This window comes from Flavobacterium marginilacus (genome assembly GCF_026870155.1).
In the GTDB taxonomy this organism is placed as follows: domain Bacteria; phylum Bacteroidota; class Bacteroidia; order Flavobacteriales; family Flavobacteriaceae; genus Flavobacterium; species Flavobacterium marginilacus.
The window spans coordinates 2,249,276-2,275,344 of sequence record NZ_CP113975.1 but is presented as its reverse complement, the minus strand read 5'-3'; the positions used below and the strand labels follow the sequence as shown (position 1 = coordinate 2,275,344).

At 34.0% G+C, this 26,069-nt stretch carries 22 protein-coding genes and 1 other RNA gene; 13 read left to right on the top strand and 10 right to left on the bottom strand.

The window, feature by feature from the left end; translation table 11 throughout:
• Window positions 1–210 precede the first annotated feature (210 nt).
• On the bottom strand, window positions 211–906 hold the full coding sequence (locus OZP07_RS09775) for an aspartate/glutamate racemase family protein (RefSeq protein ID WP_281638210.1): 696 nt from the start codon (window positions 904–906) through the stop codon (window positions 211–213).
• Window positions 907–3,552, bottom strand: a complete 2,646-nt coding sequence (locus OZP07_RS09770) for a patatin-like phospholipase family protein (protein WP_281638209.1) — start codon at window positions 3,550–3,552, stop codon at window positions 907–909.
• 194 nt (window positions 3,553–3,746) lie between these two features.
• On the opposite strand from OZP07_RS09770, the gene OZP07_RS09765 reads away from it, so the two are divergent.
• Together OZP07_RS09765 and fumC are read left to right on the top strand one after the other, a co-directional pair.
• A complete protein-coding gene (locus OZP07_RS09765) occupies window positions 3,747–6,458 on the top strand; it encodes a M16 family metallopeptidase (RefSeq protein ID WP_281638208.1) in 2,712 nt (903 codons plus the stop codon).
• A gap of 159 nt (window positions 6,459–6,617) precedes the next feature.
• Window positions 6,618–8,003 carry a class II fumarate hydratase gene (gene fumC / locus OZP07_RS09760; protein WP_281638207.1) on the top strand — a complete coding sequence of 462 codons (1,386 nt, stop codon included), beginning with the start codon at window positions 6,618–6,620 and terminating at the stop codon, window positions 8,001–8,003.
• 93 nt (window positions 8,004–8,096) lie between these two features.
• On the opposite strand, the gene OZP07_RS09755 is transcribed toward fumC, so the two are convergent.
• Window positions 8,097–9,299 carry an NAD(P)-dependent oxidoreductase gene (locus tag OZP07_RS09755; protein ID WP_281638206.1) on the bottom strand — a complete coding sequence of 401 codons (1,203 nt, stop codon included), beginning with the start codon at window positions 9,297–9,299 and terminating at the stop codon, window positions 8,097–8,099.
• 246 nt (window positions 9,300–9,545) lie between these two features.
• Here OZP07_RS09755 and OZP07_RS09750 point away from each other — a divergent pair, with 246 nt between their 5' ends.
• From OZP07_RS09750 to OZP07_RS09740, 3 genes are all read left to right on the top strand, one after another.
• Window positions 9,546–10,760 (top strand): serine hydrolase domain-containing protein, encoded by a 1,215-nt coding sequence (locus OZP07_RS09750; protein ID WP_281638205.1) that lies wholly within the window; start codon window positions 9,546–9,548, stop codon window positions 10,758–10,760.
• A gap of 203 nt (window positions 10,761–10,963) precedes the next feature.
• Window positions 10,964–11,360, top strand: a transfer-messenger RNA (tmRNA) gene (ssrA, locus tag OZP07_RS09745).
• Window positions 11,361–11,660: 300 nt separating this feature from the next.
• The gene (locus tag OZP07_RS09740) at window positions 11,661–12,965 is read left to right on the top strand and encodes a site-specific integrase (RefSeq protein ID WP_281638204.1); all 1,305 of its coding nucleotides are present in this window, start codon (window positions 11,661–11,663) and stop codon (window positions 12,963–12,965) included.
• A gap of 462 nt (window positions 12,966–13,427) precedes the next feature.
• On the opposite strand, the gene OZP07_RS09735 is transcribed toward OZP07_RS09740, so the two are convergent.
• A complete protein-coding gene (locus OZP07_RS09735; RefSeq protein ID WP_281638203.1) occupies window positions 13,428–14,522 on the bottom strand; it encodes a Fic family protein in 1,095 nt (364 codons plus the stop codon).
• Window positions 14,523–14,701: 179 nt separating this feature from the next.
• Entirely contained in the window at window positions 14,702–15,214 is a 513-nt protein-coding gene (locus tag OZP07_RS09730) for a hypothetical protein (RefSeq protein ID WP_281638202.1), read from the bottom strand.
• A 224-nt stretch (window positions 15,215–15,438) separates the two neighbouring features.
• Between OZP07_RS09730 and OZP07_RS09725 the strand changes: the two genes are divergently transcribed.
• The 8 genes from OZP07_RS09725 to OZP07_RS09690 all read left to right on the top strand — a co-directional run bounded on the left by OZP07_RS09725 (window position 15,439) and on the right by OZP07_RS09690 (window position 22,288).
• A complete protein-coding gene (locus OZP07_RS09725; protein ID WP_281638466.1) occupies window positions 15,439–15,678 on the top strand; it encodes a hypothetical protein in 240 nt (79 codons plus the stop codon).
• A gap of 270 nt (window positions 15,679–15,948) precedes the next feature.
• Window positions 15,949–16,167: a hypothetical protein gene (locus OZP07_RS09720; RefSeq protein WP_281638201.1), complete on the top strand. Its 219-nt coding sequence runs from the start codon at window positions 15,949–15,951 to the stop codon at window positions 16,165–16,167.
• Window positions 16,168–16,402: 235 nt separating this feature from the next.
• Window positions 16,403–17,002 carry an SCO family protein gene (locus OZP07_RS09715; RefSeq protein WP_281638200.1) on the top strand — a complete coding sequence of 200 codons (600 nt, stop codon included), beginning with the start codon at window positions 16,403–16,405 and terminating at the stop codon, window positions 17,000–17,002.
• An 8-nt stretch (window positions 17,003–17,010) separates the two neighbouring features.
• On the top strand, window positions 17,011–17,385 hold the full coding sequence (locus OZP07_RS09710; protein ID WP_281638199.1) for a hypothetical protein: 375 nt from the start codon (window positions 17,011–17,013) through the stop codon (window positions 17,383–17,385).
• 39 nt (window positions 17,386–17,424) lie between these two features.
• The gene (locus OZP07_RS09705; protein WP_281638198.1) at window positions 17,425–18,291 is read left to right on the top strand and encodes an AraC family transcriptional regulator; all 867 of its coding nucleotides are present in this window, start codon (window positions 17,425–17,427) and stop codon (window positions 18,289–18,291) included.
• A 20-nt stretch (window positions 18,292–18,311) separates the two neighbouring features.
• Window positions 18,312–18,980, top strand: coding sequence for a superoxide dismutase (locus OZP07_RS09700; protein ID WP_281638197.1), 669 nt, complete (start codon window positions 18,312–18,314; stop codon window positions 18,978–18,980).
• A 226-nt stretch (window positions 18,981–19,206) separates the two neighbouring features.
• Window positions 19,207–20,514, top strand: a complete 1,308-nt coding sequence (locus OZP07_RS09695; protein ID WP_281638196.1) for an O-acetylhomoserine aminocarboxypropyltransferase/cysteine synthase family protein — start codon at window positions 19,207–19,209, stop codon at window positions 20,512–20,514.
• Between the two features lie 400 nt (window positions 20,515–20,914).
• Window positions 20,915–22,288, top strand: a complete 1,374-nt coding sequence (locus OZP07_RS09690; protein WP_281638195.1) for an MATE family efflux transporter — start codon at window positions 20,915–20,917, stop codon at window positions 22,286–22,288.
• Here OZP07_RS09690 and OZP07_RS09685 read toward each other — a convergent pair.
• From OZP07_RS09685 to OZP07_RS09665, 5 genes are all read right to left on the bottom strand, one after another.
• On the bottom strand, window positions 22,268–22,711 hold the full coding sequence (locus OZP07_RS09685) for a hypothetical protein (RefSeq protein ID WP_281638194.1): 444 nt from the start codon (window positions 22,709–22,711) through the stop codon (window positions 22,268–22,270). The genes OZP07_RS09690 and OZP07_RS09685 overlap by 21 nt on opposite strands.
• 163 nt (window positions 22,712–22,874) lie before the next feature.
• Window positions 22,875–23,426 carry a cysteine hydrolase family protein gene (locus OZP07_RS09680; RefSeq protein WP_281638193.1) on the bottom strand — a complete coding sequence of 184 codons (552 nt, stop codon included), beginning with the start codon at window positions 23,424–23,426 and terminating at the stop codon, window positions 22,875–22,877.
• A 66-nt stretch (window positions 23,427–23,492) separates the two neighbouring features.
• Complete coding sequence (locus OZP07_RS09675) at window positions 23,493–24,365, bottom strand: helix-turn-helix domain-containing protein (protein ID WP_281638192.1); 873 nt, start codon at window positions 24,363–24,365, stop codon at window positions 23,493–23,495.
• 119 nt (window positions 24,366–24,484) lie between these two features.
• Window positions 24,485–25,021: a nuclear transport factor 2 family protein gene (locus OZP07_RS09670; protein WP_281638191.1), complete on the bottom strand. Its 537-nt coding sequence runs from the start codon at window positions 25,019–25,021 to the stop codon at window positions 24,485–24,487.
• Window positions 25,022–25,065: 44 nt separating this feature from the next.
• Complete coding sequence (locus tag OZP07_RS09665) at window positions 25,066–25,965, bottom strand: SDR family oxidoreductase (RefSeq protein ID WP_281638190.1); 900 nt, start codon at window positions 25,963–25,965, stop codon at window positions 25,066–25,068.
• Between the last annotated feature and the right edge of the window lie 104 nt (window positions 25,966–26,069).

Sequence of the window (26,069 nt, the reverse complement as noted above, 5' to 3'; positions counted from 1 at the left end):
CTCATTCGCATTTTAAAAAAAAGATAAACACGAATTTCACCAATTAACACTAAATTCTTATCAAAATTGAAGCCAAATTTTACAAATTTTTACAGTTTTGAATATTTTGTGTAATTAAGCAATCTTAATTCGTGCAAATTAGTGTAATTCGTGTCAGAAACTTTTAAAAGCGAATGCCGTGCATTTAGCTTCGTAATACTTCATCAAATTTTATATTTTACCTAAAGCAAATGCAACTGCTGCGTTAGAATGAATCAAAGCAGTATCAAACACAGGAACTTTTACCATTTCCTGCTTCACCAACAAAGGAATTTCGGTACAGCCCAGAATAATTCCTTCAACTCCATTATCGATAAGTTTTTCTATAATAGAGAGATAGCGTGCCGAAGTAGTTTCTAGAAACAGTCCTTTTCCCAATTCATCAAAAATAGTATCGTGTATAAAATCCCTGTCGTCAGCATCAGGGATTATTACTTCAATATCTAAAGCTGTTAATTTGTCTTTAAAAAAATCCAATTCCATCGTAAATTTTGTTCCAAGAAGACCCACTTTTTTGACACCTCTTTTCTGGACTTCCTTTGCGGTCTCCACAGCAATGTGAATCAATGGTAAATCGATACTTTCCTGAATCTGGTCAGCGATAAGATGCATCGTATTGGCACAAAGAATAATGGCTTCTGCACCGCAGTTTTTCAAATTTTGGCAGGCTTTAGACAGCATATTGAATGTTGATTCCCAGTCGTTGTTTTCATTATTTCTTTTAATGTCATCATAATTAAAAGAATAAATAATACACTCGGCAAAATTCACACCGCCTAGCTCTTTGTTGATTCCTTCATTTATAAACTTATAATAATCTGCTGTTGAAACCCAGCTGATACCGCCTATGAGACCTAATTTTTTCATTTACTTTACTTTTCCTAATCTATTATAACATGGATTGATAATTGCTATATACAGCAGTGAAAAAATCCACCCGATGGTTATCAGTAAAAACAAAAAAGCTTTTTTCTTAAGGACACTTTCAATATTGATTATCTGTGACAAAAATTTGGATAAAAAACTCACCAAAAACACAATCAATGCCAAACCGATAAGATCATAGGAAATTGATATCGTCAAGAGCGGACTTGGATTATCCCAATTGCCAACTAAATATATTAGCAGCCCAAGTACCATCAATCCGCCAATACCCAATACCGTATAACTTAAGGCTTTTGACCTTCTGATAATCTTAAAGGGTACATAACCGCTCACTTTCAGCTGCGCAGCCAGCTGTTTTTCTTTGGCGGGAAGTGTACAGCTTTCAGTTATTCTCAAAAAGCTCCAATCTGCTTTTTTCACATTTTCCGAACAGCTTTCATGCGTCATTTGTTTGTACCCGCTGTACATTAAAGCATATGCTTCAAGATCATTAAAAGAATCCAGATCGGTTCTTACTTCGCTGAGACCTTTTTGTATCTTCTTCATTATACCATATTTCAGGAGTGCATTTTCGTCTTCAATTTCTTTATCATACAAAATGCTTCGATTTACATCGGTGCAGTCAATCCAGCTCACAGGAAGCTGTTCCAATCCATTTTTTAAATGAACAATAGAAAGTCTGGCAACAATTGATGTATACTTTCGGGATTTTAAATCCAATAATTGAATCTCGCGCAGGCGTTCCTGTAAAATAGTATCTACCCTAAAAAAAAGGGACATTGCATTACCTGTATGTATTGCATTATCCGGCATTTGAGCACTGGCATCGCTTACTATAATTTCATTACATTCCTGTTCTAATATTGATGCAATCCCCTGATTATCATGAACGCCTCCGTCAATCAATTCCAAATCAAAATTTTTATACAGCCCTTTCAGTACCAAAGGCTGAAACAGAACAGGCACACAGGAGGAAGCAGCTACTGCATACCCCAGCCTGAATTTTTGGTAGTCCTCGGGCGCATTTTCATAATACATTCGTCTCAAGCGGGGTTTCACATCAAATTCATCCGAAATATAAGTAGGCGGTTCTCCCATCCAGGAAGCCGTAAACTGCCAGTTATGTCCTGTATTAACAGCAGTAGCATTTAAAATTAATTGAGGCACTTTATTCATTCTTTTCCAATTATCATCATTCAGTTTAAATGATTCGTTTCCAAAAGGATTAATAAATAAATCACTCATATTAATAAATTCACTGTCCTTCCGCTTGTTTTTGGGTAACAGCGGATTATAAAAATACTCCTCGTACAATTCGGCCAGCCTGTTGGAGCGGGAATAAGAATCCCCTTTCCACATCTTTACATTTTTGAAAAAATTGGTCAGCAGGCGCATTCGTATATTCTTTTGGACTGCGTCTAAAAACTCTTTTTCTATTTCTTTCACAATTTGGATATAATCTTCCTGAGCGATTTCTTCATCCCGCTTACTTTCAAACAGCTGCTTGATTTTCAAATAATAAAAAGCACCAATTATCGAACCTCCAGAGACACAGGAAATTACTTCAACATCTTTCAGTTTATCCTTTTCGGCCAATGCGGCCAAAACACCAATATGAAATAATGAAGCCCTAAATCCGCCGCCCGAAAGCCCAATCCCTACTTTATTCTGCGGTTTTTGTTTTACGCTATTTTCATCACCGTTTTTATCTGCCTGAAGATTTAACGCAGTCAGGCAGCTGTTTTGTCCTTCCTCTATAATTTCACTTTTTTGAAAAGGATCCTTATTCGTAGATTTTTGATATTTCTCTGCATTCTGATAATTAGCTAAATTATAAATCTGCTTGCTAAAGGATTTAATCTCCCAATTCTCTTTCTTATCCTTAGTATATAGTTTTATGAAATAAAGTGCTTTATTATACATTCTGAGTCCAAAAAAGGCTTCAGCCAGTGCCTCATATAATTTTTCTTTATCCTGTATTCCGTCTTTAAAAATCACTTCATCTGTATCGATCAGATATTCGTCAACAATTTCTTTTCTTGTCTTTTGGGCAGTTTCAAACCGCACAAGTGTTTCTGCGGTAATTTCACAAGTTTCTGAAAGCCCTTCTAAGTTTTCAATCACAATTAACTCATTGAGATTGGCATAATTCACAGCAGTATTAATGCACTCTGTTTCGGTTAAAATAGATTTATGCTGTTTATTTTTCCAAATCAGATATCCCTTTTTGTAATAGGCTCTTGACTGTAGTAAATTATGAAACTGGTGATCAAATTTCCATTTACTTCTATATACGGCACCTGCTATACCAAGCGTTCTCGAATTTTTTGTCTTTTCTAAATCACAAAATGATTTCAGCGTATTTATTGCTTTATCAAATTTAAAATAGGAAGACAATGTACTGTCCTTATATATATTTTCGGCTAAATCCTGATATTGCGATAACTTTACTTCAGCACCTTGATCTTCGTTGTCAGCGATTTTTTTCAGCAGTATTTCAGCAGCATAGCCATACTGTTCAAATTGAACTAGATTTTGGTACAAATCTTCGAAGCGGACATCATTAGAAATATCTTCACCTCTCAAATAATTTTTTGCCAATGCAATAACCTTTTTTTTATCTTCCATATTCAGTAATAATTGAAAATCAAATTAATAAAACAAAAAAAACATTTTAACGAGAAACATTTTATAAATTTATAAAAAATCTAAAGTAAAATACAGGAAAAATAATCACTTACTTTAACACTTTTCAATAAAAGATTATTCTTTCAAAAAAAGTATATTTACACCTTATAAACTTACAAACAATTACTAAAAAAATGAAAAAACTTCTCCTAAGCATTTCTTTTCTGATATTTTTATCCGCAAACTGCTATTCACAGGAAGCAGCACTTGTTACTTCGGTGGAAGGCATCAAAGAATACAGCCTGCCAAACGGGTTAAAAATTTTATTAATTCCAGATGCAGCACAATCAAATGTTGTTGTAAATATCGTATACGGTGTAGGTTCACGCCATGAAGGTTATGGAGAATCGGGTATGGCACATTTATTAGAGCATATGCTGTTTAAACGTTCTTCTAAGTTTACTGACATCAAAAAAACGATTGCAGATAAAGGTGCTCAAGCCAATGGAACAACCTATTATGACCGCACTAATTATTATGAAATTTTACCCGCAACTGATGAAAATTTAAAATGGGCACTTGATATGGAGTCCGATAGAATGATCACTTCTGCGATATTGCAATCGGATTTAGACAGTGAATTCAGTGTTGTCCGCAATGAATTCGAAATAGGAGAAAATGATCCGTCAGGCGTATTGAACGAACGTATTCTTTCAACAGCCTATTTATGGCATAATTATGGAAAATCAACTATTGGAAGTAAAGAAGATATCGAGCGGGTTCCAGCAAACCGATTGAAAGTATTTTATCAGAAATATTATCAGCCCAATAATGCTACACTTATTATTGGAGGAAAATTTGATGAGAAAAAAACGCTTTCCTGGATTAAAGAATACTTTGCTCCTATTCCAAAATCAAAAAACGAAATCCCGCAGACTTACACTGTAGAACCAGCTCAGGACGGAGAACGTTTTGTTGAACTTAAAAGAAACGGAGATATTCAATATATTGGAATGGCTTATCACACTCCAAGTTACTCAGACAAAGAATATGCAGCCAATAATGCTATAATCTCAATACTAACAAATAATCCTTCAGGAGCATTATATAAAGCATTAGTAGAAACCAAATTATCAACTAATGTCTATGGATATACTTTAACATTAAAAGATCCTGCATACAGTTATTTTGCCTGTGAAATTGCCAAAGACAAAGACATTAACACAGTACAGAAAGCTTTTTTGGAGACAATGAATACTGTTCCTCAAATGACCTTTACAGAAGAAGATCTTAAGCGTGCCAAAAATGAACTGCTGAAGCAATTTGAGAATACTTACAACAAAACCATCAATTTGTCTGTTGCACTGACTGAATTTATTGGAGCTGGAGACTGGCGTCTGTTTTTTATAGACAGAGATAACATTGAAGCTTTAACAGTTGCTGATCTTCAAAATGCTGCCAAAAAATATTACTTACAAAGTAACAGAACCTGGGGACGTTTTATCCCAGAAGCGGCCAGCGAAAGAACAAAAGTAGCCGAAACTAAAGATATTCCAGCATTAGTTAAAGGATACAAAGGAAAAGCATTAGAAGCTAATACTGCCACTTTTGAAGTATCTGCAGCTAATATTATAAAATCTACTGAGGAAGGGAAATTAGCCTCTGGAGGGAAATATGCATTATTAGAAAAACCTGCCAAAGGAAATAAAATTGAAGCTAGAATATTACTGAGAATGGGAGATGAAAAATCATTAAGCCAAAAATCGATGATTGCTGGGCTAACCGCCAGCATGCTGAAACTTGGCACTAAAAACAGAACTAAAAAAGAAATCAACGACCAAATCGACCAGTATAAAATCAATCTTAGTTTCGGGGGATCTGTAGACGGTTTATATGTTCGGCTTAGTACAGACAAAGCCAATTTAAGCAATGCTTTGAACTTGGTGCAGGACATCTTAAAAAATCCTTCTTTTGATACTGCTGAATTTGAAAAACTAAAACTGGAAACCAAAAACGGATTAGAAGCTAATAAAAATGAACCACAAGCTGTAGCAAATGAAGAACTTACAAAGATTACCTCATTGTATCCTAAAACTCATCCATATTACTCCGAGACAACAGAAGAAAGTCTGGCAGCATTAAACAAAATCACAATTGAAGATATCAAAAATTTTTACAGCACTTTTTATGGAGGAGCAAATAGTGTTTCTACTTTTGTCGGAGGAATCGACAAAGCTGTCATAAAAAATTTCCTGAATGCTGCTTTTGAAAATTGGAATCCAAAAATTGCTTACAAAAGAATTCCAACCCAATACTTTGACGTAAAATCAAATGACAAAACGATTCAGATTAATGATAAAACCAATGCTGTTCTGCTTGGAAAAATCAACTTGAATATTGGAGAAAAAAATCCTGACTATCCTGCTGTTTCAATGGCAAATGAACTGCTTGGAGGAGGTTCATTCTTGTCTTCCAGAATTCCGCAGCGTCTTCGTGAAACAGAAGGACTAAGCTACGGTGCAGGTTCTTATTTACAGGCTAATGCTATAGACCCAACATCAGATTGGGGAATTTATGCTTTTTACAACCCTGCAATGAAAGACAAATTAACAGCTGCTTTAAATGAAGAAATTCAAAAAGCTATAAATAAAGGCTTTACCAAAGAAGAATTTGACAGCTCTCTAAAATCATGGCTGCAAAACAGACAGACTATGCTGGGAACAGATGAATTTCTAGTTCGCGAACTACGAGAAAATCTGGATTTAGGAAAAACATTTAAAGATTATGAGGATTTTGAAAACAAAGTTAAAAGTTTAGATGTGCAAAAAGTAAATACTGCATTAGTTAAATATTTTGATCCAAAAAAATTCGTAGTTGTAAATACTGGTGATTTTGTTAAAAAGTAATTTTTTTTTCAGCTGCTAAGTTTCTAAAATAAAAAGATATCTCATATCTAATTTTACAAAAAATGTATTGATTGCTCAATACATTTTTTTTATGTGTGAAATTAATTTCATAAAAAAGAAGTAACTTTATTATAATTCCAAATATACAAAACAAATATCATGGATTTTAGAATAGAAAAAGACACTATGGGAGAAGTGCAGGTCTCGGCAGACAGATACTGGGGCGCTCAAACGGAACGCTCGCGAAACAATTTCAAAATTGGTGCTGAGGCGTCAATGCCAAAAGCCATTATAAAAGGTTTTGCCTATCTCAAAAAAGCAGCCGCCTACGCCAATTGTGAATTAGGAGTCCTGACTGCCGAGAAAAGAGATTACATTGCTTTGGTATGTGATGAAATTCTTGCCGGTGAACTTGCTGGTGAATTTCCGCTCGTAATCTGGCAGACTGGTTCGGGTACGCAAAGCAATATGAATGTCAACGAGGTAATTGCCAATCGTGCTCAAGTATTGAAAAAACTTAGCATTACTGACGATGAGCCTTTCATAAAAGCAAATGATGATGTCAATAAATCACAGTCATCCAATGACACTTTTCCAACTGCCATGCATATTGCTGCCTACAAAACCGTGGTAGAAAATACCATCCCGAATGTAGAAAAACTAAAAAACACGCTTCAAAAAAAAGCTGCCGAATTTAAATCAGTGGTCAAAATAGGACGTACGCACTTAATGGATGCCACTCCCTTAACATTAGGTCAGGAAATTTCAGGTTATGCAGCACAGCTGGATTTTGGATTAAAAGCAGTCAAAAATACATTACAGCATTTATCCGAAATTGCATTAGGCGGTACCGCGGTTGGCACTGGCCTGAACACACCCAAAGGTTATGACATAAAAGCAGCAGAATATATTTCGCAGTTTACAGGACATCCATTTGTAACTGCTTCCAATAAGTTTGAAGCTTTGGCGGCTCATGATGCGATTGTTGAAACACACGGTGCTCTCAAACAATTGGCCGTTTCATTGAATAAAATTGCCAACGATATTAGAATGCTCGCATCAGGACCGCGATCTGGCATTGGCGAAATACTTATTCCCGAGAATGAACCCGGCTCTTCGATTATGCCCGGAAAAGTTAATCCAACCCAATGCGAAGCCTTAACGATGGTTTGTGCGCAGGTGATTGGAAATGACATGGCAATTACCGTTGGCGGTATGCAGGGGCAATACGAACTGAATGTTTTTAAACCGATTATGGCTGCCAACTTTCTACAGTCTGCTGAACTGCTAGGTGATGCCTGCTATTCCTTTGACATTCATTGTGCTCAGGGTATTGAACCAAACTACAAACGAATTAAAGAACTTGTCAATAATTCATTGATGCTGGTCACAGCTCTGAATACCAAAATCGGTTATTATAAATCGGCAGAAATCGCACAAACTGCGCACAAAAATGGAACAACGCTCAAAGAAGAAGCAGTACGGTTAGGGTATGTAACTCCCGAAGAATTTGATAAATGGGTGAAACCCGAGGATATGGTTTAAATTAATGGTTAAATTGTAATGGTTAATTATTTTTTAAACCTTATTCAACGCTAATTTAATTCATAATTAACTATTAACAATTAATAATTATTTTCATTTTCCATCAACATAATCCTGCAGATAGCCGAAACGTTCGGTGAGTTTTCCGTTTTCGGTTATTTTTGCTCTTTTGAGGATACCGTCTTTATCACCATTGAAAAAAGCAGGAATAACATGCTCTGAAAACATTTCTCCAAAACCTTCGCTCGAATCTTTTGGCAATTCACAAGGTAAATTATCAACAGCCATAACGACAATAGCTGCTGGATGAAAAACATCTACTTCTTTGTCTTCGTTTGGAAGATAACCGTATAATGGATCGGCAATAGTCGAGGAACGCAGCGTACACGCGATTGGACCATTAACGTCGCAGGAAATATCAGCCACTACTTTTATTTTGCAGTCATTAGCCTGAAGCATTTCGCGGGATAAAATTACAGGAGCATCATTAGCATGAAAATGAGCCGTTATATAAATATCTGAAACTTTGGTGAAACGTTCAAAGTCTGAAATATATTCTGACGGATTATTATGAAAATCGATAAAATCCAATACCTGACCGTCTTTTCTTTTATTATAATCCAAAACATCAATCTGGGTATAAACGGCCTGGGTGAAATTTTTAGCCAGAAAATTTTCAGGTGTAACTTCTTTTATTTTCATAGCTTTCAGCATTTCCGCAGCACCATTTCCAACTTTACCTGTTCCTGTAACCACAATTTTCAGAGGAGGCAGAATATGTCTTTTCAGATGGGCAGTCAAGGCATCTTTACCAGAGAGCGTTTCGGCTTTTGGCATTTTAAACAGCTCAAATTTAATTCCGAAAGCACGGAAAGCATTATAAGTCCCTACAAATCCAGCATACCGCCCAAAACCGATTAATCTTCGGTTATGAGAATCAACAATGGTTTCGTGATCATACAGATCAATGTTTTTTTCCAAAACTGCCTGCAGTAATTTTCGGTTATAAGGCTGTTTTTTGATAGTATGCGAAAAAAAGAAATAGGATTTATTAGGAATCAAATGATCCACAGGAACTTCCTTTACCCCAAAAAGAACATCGCAGTCACTTACATCATTAACAACTTCGATTCCCATGCTTTGATATTGAACATCCGTAAAAATTCGAATATCAGAACTTTCAACTTTTACAGTGCAGTCATGGTACTGCTGCTTTATTTTGGCTAATTCATTTGGTGAGAAAACGACCCTCCTGTCCGGCGGATTTTTTCTTTCTTTTATAATTCCGAATTTCATATTTATTTTTTTAAAATTTGTAAAAATGTAACTTAAAAAACAATATTTGTTACAAATATAACTTTATTATTTAATTTCCACTTTTTTAATAAACCTTTTTCTTTACTAAAAAAACTTAACACGATGATGATTAATTAACTATAAAAAACTCCTTTTTTCGGGTTAATAAAAAATAATATTCATAAATAAAAAAAAACAAAAACAAAACCGGAGGATTATATATATTTGCTTTTTAGTCCCTCAAAAATGAATTTAATAAAAAAGGCAAATATACTATATTTACTGCTCCCAATAGCGGTATTGACTTCCTGCAAAAATGAATCTGATGCTAAAGAAAAAGCGGCAATAGAAATAAAAGACGCTGATCTTCCAAAAAATGTTTTGCCTAAAATGAAACCTATGGGCAAGGAAGAACCACTTACTGCAGATTATATCAAAGAAAAACAGCTCCAGATTGATTCTTTCGTTAAGAAAAACTGGCCAAATAATAGTATGAACGGCGGGTTTCTTGTGGCAAAAAATGGCCAGATCATTTATGAAAAATACGAAGGTTATTCTAATTTAAGAGACAAAACACCAATAACTGACACTACTTCTATTCATATTGCGTCGGTCAGCAAAGTACTGACAGCAACGGCTGTATTAAAATTAGTAAATGCAAAAAGAATTGACTTAGACCAGAAAGTAACTGATTTCCTGCCAGAATTTCCCTATCCAGAGGTTACTGTTAGGATGCTGCTTTGCCATAGAAGCGGTATGCGCAGCTATGCCTATTTTACCGATCGGGACAAAAGTGTCTGGGACAGACATAATACTTTGACCAATCATGATATATTAACGATAATGGGGACTAAAGGAATCCAATTGGAGCAAAAAACCGGTACCCGTTTTGCATACTGCAATACTAATTATGCGATGCTGGCTTTGATTATTGAGAAAGTAACCAAGCTTTCCTATAGAGATGCGATGGCACAGATCATTTTCAAACCGCTGGGAATGACTCATACTTTTGTCTTGGATTTTGAAAAAGACAAACATAATGTAGCGCCATCCTATAAAGCCAACAGGGTAGAAATTGGCATCGATTATCTAGACAAAATATATGGCGACAAAAATATCTATTCCACTCCCAGAGATTTATTGAAATTTGACAGAGCAAGAAATTCTCCATATTTTTTGGAACCTGAACTGCTGGCACAAGTGTATACAGGATACAGCAACGAACATAAAGGAACTAAAAATTACGGATTGGGTATTCGGATGATTAATTGGGAAACTGGCAAAAACTTCTATTTTCATAATGGCTGGTGGCATGGTTTTACATCATCCTACATCACTTTGAAAGATGAAAACGTAACAATAATTGCCTTGTCCAATAAATTCAACCGAAGCACATATGCGGTGCGAAAATTGTCTGTCATCTTTGGTGATTACCCGTTTAAAGTAAAAGATACTGAGTAAATCAGATTGCAGTTATCAGATATCAGACAGCAGATTTTGGATTGCAATATTCAGATTTAGTAATTTTAAACTGTAGTTAATTTTTGAAATTAATACACTTAATAAATTTTGACATTGAATTTTGAAATTCATATCGTATATTTGCAGTCCAATTTAAGATTGTGTAATCTAATATCTGATATCTGCAATCTAAAATAAAAAATGGGGTCGACTGGTTTTGACAGCAAGTCGAATTGAAAAGTAAGCACGTCGAGAACTGGGATAATTCTCGTAAATAAAAGGTCTCAAACATTTTACACGGCGAAGGAAACTACGCTCTTGCTGCATAATCTGAATTATAGTAAGATTAGCCTCGTCCTACAAGGTAGGAAAGCAGGATTCATCTCGAAAGCTTTGGTTTATAGCGGTCGATTAAGATGAATCGTAAATTTAAACCTAGATTTCCGTAAGCTTTGGACGGATTTCGAAACTAAAGAAGCTAAGCAAAGAGCGGTTGTTCCTGACCTAACTCAGCGTCTAAAATCCATTCAGGAAATAAGCGTGTAGAAAGCTCTTTAGTTGCTTGTTTGGACCCGGGTTCGATTCCCGGCGATTCCACTGGGACTGTTTAAAGCCAACTTTTCAAAGTTGTCAAAAACGCACAAAATGTCTCGAAACCCTTTAAAAGCCTGCAAATTTTTGAATTTGCAGGCTTTTTTATTTTACCTGCAACTATCAAAATTTTTAAAAGTGCTCCAAATTTATATGGCAGTACTGTGGCATTTTGCTATTGCAAAAAAAAGTGCCACAATTATGTCATAAAAGAACTTTTAAGATACTGATTTACAACATGTAAAACAGCTTAACGACTTGACTAAAGAACGTCATAATTCTATATTTATTAATTTAAAAAATTGAATTATGTTAGAAAGCAGCTTTGGGCTTTGTTTCTTTTTGAAAACACCCAAAAACAAATCAAACATCAGATATATTTATCTGAGAGTAACAGTAGACGGAATACCAAAAGAGACATCTACCAAAAGAAAATGGGACATTCAAAGGTGGGATCAAAAAACAGAAAGAGCAACGGGAAATAAGGAAGATGCCAGGGCGCTAAATCATTTTCTGGATGCTATAACAACTAGAATCAACCAGTTCAAGATGGATTTAATTTACAACGGAAAATCGATTTCCGCGCAGCGGATTATTGATTTTGTATTGGGAAGGATAGTTTCAAAAGCAATGCTTCTTGAAGAATTTAAAAAGCATAATGACGAGATGTTGGCACTGGTTCCACAGGATTATGCTTTAGCGACACACAAACGCTATGAGACAGCAAGATTTCATGCAAGAGAATTTGTCAAATACAAATACGCGACGGAGGATATTGAATTCAGGGACCTAGATTATGATTTTATCATCAGCTATGAATTATATCTAAAGACCGTACGAAATTGTGTAAATAACTCTGCCTTGAAATATATTGCCTGCATGAAAAAGGTTATCAACAGGGCAATTGATAAAGATATAATTGTTCAGGATCCTTTCAGAGCATTCAAACGTAAAATGACAAAAACCGTCAAAAGACCACTCACCGCGAGTGAATTGCATACGCTGGAACATATCGATATTCCAACCACAAGACTCCAAACAGTTCGGGATATCTTTGTCTTTCAGTGCTATACTGGCCTGGCTTATATTGATGCTTACCAACTTCGGAAAACAGATATAAAAATAGGTATAGATGGAGCTCAATGGATAATGTCCGAAAGACAAAAGACTGGTTCTGTGACCAATGTACCATTACTTCCTAAAGCACTCGAAATAATTGAGAAGTATAAAGAACATCCACTCTGCCTTTCAAGAAATACTGTCCTGCCCGTCTCATCTAATCAAAAAATGAATGCATATCTTAAAGAAATAGCCGATCTATGCGGGTTTACCTGCGAATTGAACACACATAAAGCCAGACGTACTTTTGGCAGCACAGTTACTCTTAATAATGATGTACCCATTTCCGTAGTAAAAGAGATGCTGGGGCACCAGTCAATCCGCCAGACAGAGTCATATGCAATTACCACTGAGCAAACAATTGGCAGGGAAATGAATAACTTGAGTAGCAAGCTGGGTAACGTTCACCCTACTATTCCTGATGAAGCAATGTCTATGATATCTAAGCTGGAAAAAGAATTACAAAAACTAAAGAAACAATTTGGTATTAAATAAACTAAAAAAACAACCTTAGCAAAATTAAAATCAAGTAACACCAATTGTCAAATTGCTCCACGATTGTGTACAAAAATTTTGAGATTTTTTATAAATATTAAAAAAAAGTGTAAAAAAAACCTGCAAATAGTTTAATTTGCAGGTTTTACTCCTTTTTTTTATTTTTTTTTGAAAAGTTGTTCTTTTCGTTAATTTTAGGCCTTTCCCAGACAAAAGAGGGATTTGCATCTCTCTTTTAATTCGCTACATATCAGTAATTTGAAATACATTTTAAATTTAGGCAATCGATTTTACCCCCCTCTTAATCGTAAACAATTCATTTCAATTGTGAATTGTAAATATGTTCATTTGCAATGAAATGGCAAATAAAAGCTTAATAAATATTGCTAAACAAATATGATGAAATAAAAAAAGATTAAAAATTTAGATGTTCAGTTATTGAACTTCTACTAGATTTAATTCTTATTTCACTTTTAAAACCTCTAATAACCTAAAATTCAAATATAACTTTTCTTTACCTACTTGTTCACTTTTTAAGAAACCATCGTTCTCCAATTCTTTCAAATAATTTCCAACCGTTTTTAGATTTCCTAATCCTGCTTTTTCTAATTGATTTCTTTTGGTGTAAGGCAATCTGAATAACTCTTCCATTAAATCTTTTGAATAAATTTTCGGCAGTTGTTCTTGTATTTCTTTCCCCATTTCATTCATCAATTTCTCAATTTCTGCTATTTGGTTTCTACCTTTCAAAGATGTTTGCTCTACCATATCAAGCATATACATAATCCAATCTTGCCAGTTGCCTTCTTCAGTTACTTTTCTTAAATTAGTATAGTATTTATCTTTGTATTGAATAATGTAATTACTCAAATATAAAGCTGGTAAATCCATTAATCCTGTCATTTTTAAATAGAGCAATAATATTATCCTACCTGTCCTTCCATTTCCATCAAAAAATGGATGTATCGCTTCAAACTGATAATGTATGATTGCCATTTTCACTAATGGGTCGATGTTATCTTCCGCGTGGATAAAGTCTTCCAGATTTTTTAATTTTTCTCGGATAACGTTTTCTCCTTCTGGTGGTGTATAAACTACTCTATCTGTAACAGGATTTTTTAATTGTGTTCCTGGTGCATTTCGAATATTTGATTGATTTTCTTTAATAATTTGCATTAATGCCACAAATAAATTTGTGGTTAAAATTGGACGTTTGTTTATTTGGTCTACACCATACCATAAAGCATCTTTATAGTGCATTACTTCTTTTGTCGCTGGATTGTCATTTTTTCTGTCAGCGATTGAAGCCTTAAATAGTTCATCTTGGGTAGTGATGATGTTCTCTATCGCCGAACTCGCTTGTGCTTCTTGCAAGTTGATTGTATCTATAAATAATGTTGGATTGGGCAAATTTGTGATTGCTCCTTTTAATTCTGATAAAGCTCTACTCGCTACAATTGTTTTTTTTAGAATTACTATATTTTCTATTTCCGCTTGTGGTGGTAATAAGGGTAAATCATTATATGGAATTGCTGAATTGTATTTATTATTACTCATTTTTCAAAGATTTTGAACGAGGGCAATTTTTACCTTTGTGCTATTTTCAAGTGTAAATATAATTAAAAATTACTCTCGTTTTATTATTGAGGGTAAATTTTGCCCTCGTTTATTTTTCTTAGAATTAGAATTAAATTTAAATTTTAAATTACAGAACTATCTGCAAGTAGTCAAATATATTACACAGTTATAACAGGTTCCAATATTTTTTTTGCTTTAACACTACCATATTCTTGAAGTGATTTCTTTAGCTTTTTAGCATCCATCGTTTTTGCTTTGAAACGCACTTTTGATACTACTTCATTAAAGTCTTCAGCCAAATAATCAAGGTTATTCAATAGGTCAACTAATAAAAATTCGGGAGTAGCTTTTAATGGAAAATGAGGTTTAACCCTAAATGAAAACGTCATACCCCCAAGATTAAAATCCCCATGACGTTTATGGTTGTAAACCGTTTTGCCATTGTATAACTGAGTGGTTCCTACTCCCAAAGAATTATAAGCATTTAAGGAAGTTACCAAAAAACGTTTGTCTTTGAGAAAAGAACGCAACAATACTTCTTCTTCAGGAGGTGTTTCTCCAAAGACAGTTACCTCAGGATAATAGTATAAGCCTTGAGACAGCTTTTGCAAAGTGCCTTCCTGTACCAACTCATCTAAATGACGGTCAACAGATTTGGACCACTTGGACAAATCAGCCCTACGGTATACTTCTCCTCGTTTTAAATACTTTTCAGTTCCTGTAACTTATTCATGATTAAAAAGTTGCAAATAATATTTAATTGCATATATTTTTATTAAAAATTCATGCAATATGTTTTTTTGTATAGCTCTATATTACTTTTATTATCTCATGATGATATCTAAAAACCGTACGAAATTGTGTAAATAACTCAACCTTGAAATATATTGCCTGCATGAAAAAGGTTATCAAAAGGGCAATTGATAAAGATATAATTACGCAAGATCCTTTCAGAGCATTCAAATGTAAAATGACAAAACTGTCAAAAGGCCACTCACCGCGAGTGAACTGCGCACACTCGAACAGGTCAGTATTACAACCACAAGACTCCAAACGGTTCGAGATATCTTCGTCTTTCAGTGCTATACTGGCCTGGCTTATATTGATGCTTACCAACTTCGGAAGACAGATATAAAAATAGGTATAGATGGAGCGCAATGGATAATGTCCGAAAGACAAAAAACCGGCTCTGTAACCAATGTTCCATTACTTCCTAAAGCCCTCGAAATAATCGAGAAGTACAAAGAACATCCACTCTGTCTTTCAAGAAATGCTGTCCTGCCCGTCTCATCTAATCAAAAAATGAATGCATATCTAAAAGAAATAGCCGATCTATGTGGGTTTACTTGCGAATTGAACACACATAAAGCCAGACGTACTTAGCACAATTACACTTAATAATGATATGCCTATTTCCGTAGTAAAAGAGATGCTGGGGCACCAGTCAATCCGCCAGACTGAGTCGTATGCAATTACCACTGAGCAAACAATTGACAGGGAAATGAATAACTTGAGTAGCAAACTGGGTAAAGTCAACCCTACCATTGCTGATGAAGCATTGTCTATGATATCTAAGCTGGAAAAAGAATTACAAAAACTAAAGAAACAATTTGGGATTGAATAAAATAATATGACTGTCCGTAACACATACCAAAAGTCTAAATATTGAAACTAAAGTTTGTAAAAAGCATTCAATAACTAATTTTTTCTGTGAAATGGTCCTAGTCACGGATAGTTATATAAAATATTAATTCATCAAAAAAAATATAATAAATAGGATAATACTTTAGATCAGATATAGGCTACGGATAATCGATTGCCTTTTAGCATAAAACTAATCAAATACGTATATTTGCCAAATGAAGAAAGTTATTTTCATTCTTTTGACTTGCGTTTTGATGAGTTGTTCGCACAAACAAGAAAAATTACCATTTTTAGGTAATTCAATAGTTAGTGGGAATGAGACCACATATCCAAAAATTAAAGATTTTTCTTTTATAGATCAGGACAGCGCCATTGTTACCAATAAAACTTTTAGAAATAAAATTTACGTAGCCGACTTTATTTTTCTTTCTTGTCCTACCATTTGTCCCAAAATGAATACCGAACTTAATCTTGTTTATACGGCTTTCAAAGATAATCCTGAAGTAGGTTTCCTGTCGCATACAATAGACCCAGAACGTGATTCTATAAAAAGGCTAAAAGAGTACACTATCGCTAAGGGCTTAAATAAAAATTGGCATTTTGTAACAGGTAATAAAGATAGCATTTACAGCATCGCTACAAAAAGCTACTTCGCAACTGCTTACAAAGACTCCAAAGAACCAGGAGGATATGTTCATAGTGGAGGTTTTTTACTTATTGATAAAAATCGATTTATCAGAGGCGTCTATGATGGTACTAATCCGCAAGAAACACAAAGATTGATAAATGATATAAAAATACTACTGAAAGAATAATGAATCCGATGAAAAAAATAGTCCTGTATTTTCTTCTTATGTCGTTTGTGTTTCAAAGCACAAGCAACTTATGGATTATTTCTTCCTTTTACATCAATCAGGATTATATCGCTAAAAACTTATGCGTGAATCGTTTTGACAAAATACCAGTATGTTATGGAAAATGTGTTTTAGCCAAGAAACTAAAAGAAAACGAAAAGCAAGAACAAAAAATTCCAAATATAAAAGAGAAAGAAATTCAGCTTTATTTTTATAGCCAAGAACCAATAGCATTTAATCAAAAAAGTACTGTTGAAAACACAAAAGCAATCATCATTAAAAAAGATTGCACTATCAAAAACACTTTTCTCTACTCCATATTTCACCCACCTAAAATGGCTTAATTTTTTTAGTTTTTATTCTAATTAAATTAAACCATTACTATGCAAACAGGAATTTTACCCGTGTGCAGCCTTGATTTATTTGATGAAAATTTTAAGCATTTTTGGGTAGATAGTTTGGAAGGACTTTTAGAAAAATTTCCTAAACTAGAATACCCTCATAAAAATAATTTTTACACCTTGTTAATTATCGACCAAGCCCAAGGCGAGATTGAAATTGACAATGAAAAAGTAACTCTTATTGATGCTAAAATTATCATTATAAAACCGCGTTGCATTAATAGTATCAAGATAAACAATAAAGCTTCAGGAAAAATGATATGTTTTTCGGAAGACTTTTTCTCCTTGCGATACAATAACAACATATTAAGTCAATTTGCTTTTTTAGATCGAAAAGCAAAAACTTCATTCCGATTAGCCGAAATTCAAAGGCAAAAAATAGATATTCTTTTGCAGCTAATGCAGGAAGAATACCGCCTACAAAAAAACGAAACTACCAAAGTAATTCGTTCCTATTTGAATATATTTTTATTTGAATTGGAACGTTTATACAGTCCTATGGGTATTGTGAAAAATCGAAATATCAAGCAAGATAAAATTCAACAATTTGAAAAACTGATCGAATCCCATTTTGTTACTCAAAAAATGCCTTCCAGTTATGCCGAAATGCTAAACATAAGTGCCAATTATCTCAATAAACTTTGCAAGGAAGAAACAGGACAAACTGCCGGAGACTTAATCCGAAAACAAATTATCATTGAAGCGCAACGTATTTTACATTTTACAAATTATAGCATCAATGAAATTGCAGACAAATTAGGTTTTGAAAACGTTTCCTATTTTGTAACCTTTTTCAAAAAGCAAACAAACAAAACCCCCGAACAATTCAGAAAAGAAGAAAATCATTAAAACAATTAAAACCTTAAACAATGAAAAAAAGTCAATTCTTATCCGTTATTTTATTAATCTGCGTTTCCGTTTCGGCACAGTTTATACAAAAACCTTTGCCTTATGCTTATAATGCTCTGGAACCGTTTATAGATGCACAAACAATGGAAATTCATTACAGCAAACACCACGCTGCTTATATAAAGAACCTCAACACCGCTGTTTTTGGAACCGATGTTGCAAAAATGAGTATTACAGAAATCTTTTCAAATGTATCCAAGTTAAGTCCAGCCATCAGAAACAATGCTGGCGGACATTTTAACCACGAAATGTTTTGGACGTTATTAACTCCAGAAAAAAACACCAAACCATCGGCAGATTTAGAAAAAGCCATCAATAGTGCATTTGGAAGTTTTGACAGCTTAAAAGAAAAATTAAACGTCGCAGCGGTTTCACGATTTGGTTCGGGCTGGGTTTGGTTGTACGTAGGTTTTGACGGAAAATTAGCCATTTGTACCACAGCCAATCAAGACAATCCTTTGATGGATGTTGCCGAAAATAAAGGAATGCCCATTTTGGCAATTGATGTTTGGGAACACGCTTATTATTTAAAATACCAAAACAAACGTGCCGATTATTTGACTGCTATTTGGAACATTATCAACTGGAATACGGTAAATAATTATTATGAGGCAGCCAAACGAAAATAATTTCTGAAAAAATACAGAAATAAATTTGGCGGAGCAAAAAAATAAAAAAGCAGTCAATTTAAACTTCCTGTTTTTTATTGAAAGCTAAATTTTTACAAAAAAAAACAAATTACTATTAGATATCGCAATAATTTATTTATTTTTCCTATTTGGTAATTACACTTGCAACAGCAAGTATAAATGCTCTCTTTTTATTTCTATTACAAATTTTCTAATTATAAATACAATGTCAACAAACAAAAATCTAAAATTTGAAACACTACAGGTGCATGCAGGACAAGTTGCTGATCCTACAACAGGCTCCAGAGCAGTTCCTATCTATCAAACCAGTTCGTATGTGTTTGAAAATGCCGAGCATGGTGCCAACTTATTTGCATTAAAACAATTTGGAAATATTTATACACGTCTTCAAAACCCAACTACGGATGTTTTTGAGAAACGTGTTGCAGCATTAGAGGGAGGTATTGCAGGATTAGCAGTAGCTTCTGGTCAGGCCGCACAATTTATTGCATTAAATAATATTTTGGAAGCAGGAGACAACTTTGTTTCAAGCAGTAATATTTATGGCGGTACTTACAATCAATTTAAAGTAGCTTTCAAAAGGATTGGTGTTACCGTTCAATTTACTAAAGAAACAACCGCTGAAGAATTTGAATCATTGATTAACGAAAATACGAAAGCATTGTATCTGGAAACCATTGGAAATCCAAGTTATGACATTCCGGATTTTGATAAAATAGCTGCTGTTGCCAAAAAACACGATCTGCCTCTTATTGTGGACAATACATTTGGAGCAGGTGGCTATTTATTTAAACCTTTGGAACACGGAGCATCGATAGTGGTAGAATCAGCAACAAAATGGATAGGAGGTCACGGAACAAGCATTGGTGGTATAATCATTGACGGCGGTACCTACAACTGGGGCAATGGCAAATTCAAACAATTTTCAGAGCCATCAGAAGGTTATCACGGACTCATTTTTGCAGATGCCTTTGGCGTGAACAGCCCATTTGGTAATATTCAGTTTGCTATCCGTGCACGTGTTGAAGGTCTTCGTGATTTTGGCCCTGCTATCTCTCCGTTCAATTCATTCCAATTGATTCAGGGTTTAGAAACCTTATCGCTTCGAGTGCAACGCCACGTTGACAATACATTAGAAATTGCCAAATGGCTGGAAGCGCATCCACAGGTCGAAAAAGTAAATTATCCAGGACTTGAAAGTTCACCAAGTTATGCCAATGCCCAAAAATATTTTAAAAATGGATATGGTGCAGTTCTTTCTTTCCAGATCAAAGGCGATGTAACAAAAGCGGATTCCTTTATTGACAGCTTGGAATTAATCAGTCACCTAGCCAATGTTGGTGACACCAAATCTTTGATTATTCACCCGGCAGCTACTACGCACCAGCAATTAAGTGCCGAAGCACAAAAAGCAGCAGGTGTATTTGTAGGATTACTTCGTTTATCTGTTGGAATTGAACACATTGATGACATCAAAGCCGATTTACAACAGGCTTTTGATAAAATAAAATAATTTAGAATTTATTTACCTATAAGCAAACAGAGTTCATTAATTATTAACTAAATCTTTTCCTAATCTTGAACTTCAAACAGGAAAATTAACTGTAGAAAAGTTCAAAATTTTGATAATTTAAAATTTTGAACTCAATTAACACAAAAATCTAAAACGCTGTAAAACAAATTTTTACAGCGTTTTTTTTATTGGTAAAAAACTAAAAATATATTTAATCATTCTTACACTATTCTTTTAGTTTATCAAAATGGTAGCTTTAGGAAGAATTTTGGTAGTAAAAAGCAGATTCATTCCTACCTATCTTTGCTGTATGAATTTCGAATACTAAAATTGCACATTATAAATAATTTATAGTAGCATTTTTACGCTTAATTCGCTTTAAGCTCCCAAATTATTTAATATGATAACAAAATATAAATCTAATAAAATCTATTATCAAAGTACCATAATGCTGGCGGGGCCTGTTGTTGTTTCGCAGCTTGGACACACTTTTGTACAAACTGTAGATTCTATTATCATTGGACATTATGCTGGAACCATATCTCTGGCAGCCGTATCGCTAGTTCATTCCGTTTTTATGGTAGTATTGGTTCTGGGAATGGGAATAGCCTACGGATTAACGCCGCTAATTGCACAGGAAGATGGAAAATCAAATTATCAGGAATGTGCTAAACTACTCTCCAACAGCTTATGGATAAATACAATCGCAGGAATCCTGCTTTTTTTAGTAGTTTACTACGGATCAATGTTTGCAATGAATCACGTAGATCAGGATCCACTGGTTGTTGAAACAGCAAAACCTTATTTACTCCTCTTAGGCATTTCTATTTTGCCTTTAATGATCTTTCAGACATTTAAGCAATTTGCAGAAGGATTAGGTTTTACCAAACAAGCGATGACTATAACCATCTGGGGAAATGTTCTTAATTTAATATTAGCCGTGATTTTGGTAAAAGGAATATTTGGGATTCCTCCGATGGGAGTGCGAGGAATAGGTATTGCAACCTTAATAGATCGTGTTTTGATGATGGTGGTAATGATATGGTATGTTATGAAATCCAGCAATTTTAAACAATACATTCAGTATTTTTCGGTTCGATTTATTAACTTTCAAAGAATTATTAATGTGATAAAAATTGGAGTTCCTGTAGCCATGCAATATATTTTTGAAATTGGAGCCTTTGCGGTAGCAGCTTTAATGGCAGGTAAAATAGGGGCTATGGAACAAGCAGCACATCAAACTGCCATCACTTTTGTAGCAATGACCTATATGATGGCTAGTGGAATAGCTTCTGCTGCAACCATCAAAGTTGGAAATAGTTTCGGAAACCTAAATTATATTAGAATTCAGAAATTCTCCAGAGTTTCCTATCATTTGGTGATCCTATTTATGCTATTTTTTGCTATTATATTTATGCTATTTAATCAATATTTGCCTTATGTGATAACTAGCGATCCAGCTGTTGTTCCTCTAGCCGCACAATTATTGATTATTGCAGGTGTTTTCCAGTTATTTGATGGTACCCAAGTAGTAGGTTTGGGGACGTTAAGAGGGATGGGCGATGTAAAAACCCCAACATTCATCACCTTTATTGCTTATTGGATTGTAGGTTTGCCAGTAGCGTATCTTTTAGGGATTAAACTTGATATTGGGGTAAAAGGAATTTGGTACGGTTTGACACTTGGATTAGTAACTTCTTCCGTTTTATTATATTTCAGGTCTCAATATATTATTAAAAATAAGATGAAATCTTTACTTAAAAATGAAGCCTAATTTTTTAGCAGACTTTTCATCAATTCTATAAAACTGAAAATCAGTGTCCTTAAATTCCAACGTTTCAGGAATATAAAATGGTATATTCATGAAAGTACTAATAGTTCCGCTTCCTAATTTTAAACCTTTATTGTGTTTCAAAAGTACAAAAGGCGCAATTTTATTACCACCTCCATAAGATAAGTATCTAAATTTTCCCTTGAGTGTGTCGCCAAAGATAGTACCTCGCACTTCACCAATATCTTTACCTAACCTTCCATAGCGTAATTCATATTGTCCGAAAAAATAATTTTCTCCTATCGTCAGTGAAAGTAATCCTATATTTTCTCCATTAACTGCTTTGTAAAAAACGTGCTCGGATTTGTCTTTTTTACAACTAATAATTAAAAACGTAATAATAAATAATACAACTCTGTTTTTCATACTTTTTATTTCAAAATTATTTTTTTAGCAAAACCAATAATTACTTTAGGCTTTTGCTTTCTATTCTATTTCAGATTCCAAGATAGTATTTAGATGAAAACTTCTAAAAATAAGAGCCAAATCGAACAATAGTTCAACTTGGCTCTTTTACTTTTAATTCATTTTATGCAGATAAAAACTCATCTGCATTTTTAACTTTAGCATAAAAGAAAGTCAATGCGCTCAAAAAGGCATTGTGTGCATCTTCAGCCTTTACGGTTTTACCATTGATTTCCAAATCTCTTGAAACACAAGCATCTCCGATAACCGTACATTCAAAACCTAAATCCTTTGCAGCTCTTGTAGTGGAATCCACACACATATGAGTCATCATTCCTGTAACAATCAATTCAGTAACTTCATTTGCTTTTAAAAAATCCAAAAGATCCGTTTCTTTAAAACTGTTTGGATAATATTTTTGAATTACTTTCTCACTTTCAAGAGGTTTTACATTTTCGTGAATTTCTGATCCAAAAGTTCCAGGAATGAAAATTGGGACATTAACAGGATCAGCTGACAAATGCTGAATATGTACTATTGGCAAATTCTTCTCACGAAAAGAATCAATTACTTTACGTGCTTTCAAACTTGCTTCTATTGGGTTTACCAATTCAATGGCACCATTTTCAAAATAATCATTCTGAATGTCTATAACAATTAATGCTTTTTTACTCATAATAGTATGTTTTAAATTTATAAAACAAAATTAGAAAAGTATAGTTTTCTGTTTAATACCAAAAGATTACGAATTGATACCATTTTGATATTCGTTTAAAAAATCAGTGGTGGTAATTCCGGTTTGATTTTTAAAAAAGCGCATCAAATGATTGGGTTCGGAAAAGTGAAGCTGAAAAGCAATTTCCGAAACAGTAAGTTTAGAATGAAGCAAATAATCTTTGATTTCTACTAAAATACGTTGTTTTAGCAAGTGCGAAGCTGTAACATTAAATTGTTCTTTTACGGCTTTGTTCAGCGCAATTCGATTTACTTTTAGAAGCTCGGCATAATCATTAATTCGTTGTTTTTCTTTAATGTGAATTTCTATTAATTTCTTAAATTCAAAAGCCTCATTATTTTGATTTTTCTCAAGTGCCAAATTGTGTTTTTCTGCATATTCTCTGTTGAGTTTTTGAAGCAGATAGTAAATCAAGGAACGGATAATATGCGCACTATCAGCCCTTGTTTTTACCAATTCTGATTTTATTTCGGTAAGCAACGCATAATACCTTTCGATAAGTGCTTCATCAATTTGCATATTCAGCGGATATTCTAATTGGTAGAAGTATAATAAACGATAGGTAAACAACTTGTCTGAAAAAAAATCATTCAAAAAATCTTCTTGAAAAACCAAAACTGTAAAATCTAAACCTTCTGGATTCAAATTCCATTCACGCTTTTGAAAGGGCGAAATGAATACAATACTATTGTTACTAATACTTATTTTATCGTGATTTAAAACAAGATGACCACTACCCTTTTTGAAAAAAACAATCTCAAGATAATCGGCATTGTAGGTTTCTTTTTTAAGGTAACTGTCTTTCACTTCATCAGACGGCAAAACATTAATTAGAAAATCGACTCCACATTCTGTCTTATGAAATTTCTGGGTTCTCATCTTTTTTGTTTTTTATACAAAAGTACTAAAAGTTGGTTGGTGGTTTTTCTGTAACCAAAGTGAGAATATCCTAAACAGAATATTCTCACTTGTAGCTTTACTTCTTTTGACCGAAAAAATTATTTCCAAAACTCGTCTTCAGCAGACTGGTCCTCAGAAAACAACCAAACTTGTACAATCTTTCCGTCAGCAACTTCATACAAATCGTTTCCATTCATTTCTACACTTTTAGAACCGCTTTTAGCGCTAAAACGTACTGGACAAGAAACCAAATTACCGTTAACCATCATAGCTCCTGCTGGTTTAATTGCTAATGATCCTTGGGTTGCTCCCATCATATCTCCTAACATTTTACCAATGGCATCAAGGCCTGTTTGTGTTCCAGAAAACTTATTGTTTCCGGGTTGGTGCCATTTTGCGTTAGGACTGAAATATGAAAATGCTGTAGGAATATCTCCTTTTGAAAGGGCTATTGAATATGCCTCTACTACTTCTTTTGGTGTCATTTTAGTTGTTTTTAAATTATTTATTTTTTTTGAATTATCAGTTTGTGCTTGAGCGATTGATGTACCTAATGTTAAACATAGAGTGAGTGCAATTAAAAATTTTTGGTAAACCGCAATACCCAATTGTCTGTTTTTTTCTGTTTGTGTCATTTTATTTTTATGTTAAAATTAAATTTCATTAAGTTTACTTTTGTTTATCCTTTTAAAAAATAAGCCTTATTCTCGCTTGCCCATTCTGTCAAAGAAGTCATTTTTACAGGAAGTTTTTCCAAAACGGCACTCATATTAGCATTAAATTTTGGAGGATATTCTGTTGCATTTTGAAGACTTTCGTAATAGGCGGCAACACTTGATGCACCTGCTTCTCCCACAAATGGTTTCAAAATAGCTCCAAATTCTTGTGGTTTTTGAGGATAATAAACAATTTCTTCTGCTACACCTTTTGAAAATGCTGCTGCAGTATCATTTCCTTTTAAGTTATCTAAACCACTGATTTTAAATGAATCTGCTTTTAAATCATTATTATAAATTGCTTCAACCACAAAAGCACTTACATCTCTAGATGCAATCCAGCCAATTGGCATTGCTTCTGGCGTTGGGTAAGCCAATTTTTTCTCGTTTGCTATAAATGGTGCACAAAAAGGTCCCATCATATTTTCCATATAAATAGTAGGCTGAATAATTACATAATCCACACCGCTATTTTTTAAATAATCCAAAACATCCAATTTTACATCATCTACCGGAGAACCTACTTTTTGTGCTTCTAACCAACCACTGGTATTCCAAACTATTTTCTTAACCCCATTTGTTTTAGCGGCATCAATCACATTTTTTGCATATTCCAATCCGTCAAATGGATTTGGCAATGAAACTGGTATCATAAAGGCAATTGCATCAATTCCTTTGGTAATTTCAAGCATTTTAGCGGCATCACTTAAATTTGCCAATACTGGCGTTGCTCCTACTTGAGCTAATTTTTCAAAACTTTTTTCTGAACTGGTCGCAGCAATAACTTCTGCACCTTTTTTCTTTGCTTCAGTTATTACATTAAATTGTTGTGAGCCTGTAGCTCCGAATACTAAAATTTTCATCTGTTTTTTATATTTAATTTTAAAAAGTTATCTATTTTGTAGATTTTAATTGTTTTTTCACTAAAACTTGTACAAAGATATAATAGTGCTTACTTTTGCACAAG

Bases quoted from the DNA above. Each gene is read 5' to 3' on its own strand.
- OZP07_RS09775 (WP_281638210.1), bottom strand. From the start codon at position 906: ATGAAAAAATTAGGTCTCATAGGCGGTATCAGCTGGGTTTCAACAGCA.
- OZP07_RS09770 (WP_281638209.1), bottom strand. From the start codon at position 3,552: ATGGAAGATAAAAAAAAGGTTATTGCATTGGCAAAAAATTATTTGAGA.
- OZP07_RS09765 (WP_281638208.1), top strand. From the start codon at position 3,747: ATGAAAAAACTTCTCCTAAGCATTTCTTTTCTGATATTTTTATCCGCA.
- fumC (WP_281638207.1), top strand. From the start codon at position 6,618: ATGGATTTTAGAATAGAAAAAGACACTATGGGAGAAGTGCAGGTCTCG.
- OZP07_RS09755 (WP_281638206.1), bottom strand. From the start codon at position 9,299: ATGAAATTCGGAATTATAAAAGAAAGAAAAAATCCGCCGGACAGGAGG.
- OZP07_RS09750 (WP_281638205.1), top strand. From the start codon at position 9,546: ATGAATTTAATAAAAAAGGCAAATATACTATATTTACTGCTCCCAATA.
- OZP07_RS09740 (WP_281638204.1), top strand. From the start codon at position 11,661: ATGTTAGAAAGCAGCTTTGGGCTTTGTTTCTTTTTGAAAACACCCAAA.
- OZP07_RS09735 (WP_281638203.1), bottom strand. From the start codon at position 14,522: ATGAGTAATAATAAATACAATTCAGCAATTCCATATAATGATTTACCC.
- OZP07_RS09725 (WP_281638466.1), top strand. From the start codon at position 15,439: ATGAAAAAGGTTATCAAAAGGGCAATTGATAAAGATATAATTACGCAA.
- OZP07_RS09720 (WP_281638201.1), top strand. From the start codon at position 15,949: ATGCCTATTTCCGTAGTAAAAGAGATGCTGGGGCACCAGTCAATCCGC.
- OZP07_RS09715 (WP_281638200.1), top strand. From the start codon at position 16,403: ATGAAGAAAGTTATTTTCATTCTTTTGACTTGCGTTTTGATGAGTTGT.
- OZP07_RS09710 (WP_281638199.1), top strand. From the start codon at position 17,011: ATGAAAAAAATAGTCCTGTATTTTCTTCTTATGTCGTTTGTGTTTCAA.
- OZP07_RS09705 (WP_281638198.1), top strand. From the start codon at position 17,425: ATGCAAACAGGAATTTTACCCGTGTGCAGCCTTGATTTATTTGATGAA.
- OZP07_RS09700 (WP_281638197.1), top strand. From the start codon at position 18,312: ATGAAAAAAAGTCAATTCTTATCCGTTATTTTATTAATCTGCGTTTCC.
- OZP07_RS09695 (WP_281638196.1), top strand. From the start codon at position 19,207: ATGTCAACAAACAAAAATCTAAAATTTGAAACACTACAGGTGCATGCA.
- OZP07_RS09690 (WP_281638195.1), top strand. From the start codon at position 20,915: ATGATAACAAAATATAAATCTAATAAAATCTATTATCAAAGTACCATA.
- OZP07_RS09685 (WP_281638194.1), bottom strand. From the start codon at position 22,711: ATGAAAAACAGAGTTGTATTATTTATTATTACGTTTTTAATTATTAGT.
- OZP07_RS09680 (WP_281638193.1), bottom strand. From the start codon at position 23,426: ATGAGTAAAAAAGCATTAATTGTTATAGACATTCAGAATGATTATTTT.
- OZP07_RS09675 (WP_281638192.1), bottom strand. From the start codon at position 24,365: ATGAGAACCCAGAAATTTCATAAGACAGAATGTGGAGTCGATTTTCTA.
- OZP07_RS09670 (WP_281638191.1), bottom strand. From the start codon at position 25,021: ATGACACAAACAGAAAAAAACAGACAATTGGGTATTGCGGTTTACCAA.
- OZP07_RS09665 (WP_281638190.1), bottom strand. From the start codon at position 25,965: ATGAAAATTTTAGTATTCGGAGCTACAGGCTCACAACAATTTAATGTA.